This window comes from Mesorhizobium sp. M2E.F.Ca.ET.209.01.1.1 (genome assembly GCF_004010375.2).
GTDB lineage: Bacteria > Pseudomonadota > Alphaproteobacteria > Rhizobiales > Rhizobiaceae > Mesorhizobium.
Window position 1 is genome coordinate 1 of record NZ_SADP02000325.1, and the last position, 392, is coordinate 392.

At 67.1% G+C, this 392-nt stretch carries 1 protein-coding gene; it reads left to right on the forward strand.

Annotated elements, in window-relative coordinates:
• On the forward strand, positions 1 to 392 hold a 392-nt coding region (locus tag EN852_RS35840; RefSeq protein WP_135879685.1), incomplete at both ends, for a HAMP domain-containing sensor histidine kinase.

The following is a 392-nucleotide window of genomic DNA, read 5'->3' on the forward strand; positions in this document are numbered from 1 at the left end:
GCGCAGATGGCGGCGCAGCGCCGTTTCATCGCCAATGCCGCGCATCAGTTGCGCACGCCGCTGGCGCTGTTGTCGACGCAAGCGAGCTACGCGCTGCGAGAAAACGCTGTCGATGCGCGCCGGGAAGCACTCGTCGCCCTGCAGGCAAGCTCCGCCCGGCTGGCGAGGCTGGCCGAACAGCTCTTGACCTTGTCGCGCGCGGAACCGGGCAGCCGGCGACCGCGTGCCGATCGCATCGACCTGACGCAAGCCGCGCGCCAAGTGCTGGAAACGCACGCGCCGAGGGCCATTGATCGCAACGTCGATCTTGGCCTCGATGAGACTGTCGCCTTACCGGTCATCGGGGACGGCACGATGCTGCGGGAGATGATCGTCAATCTCGTCGACAACGC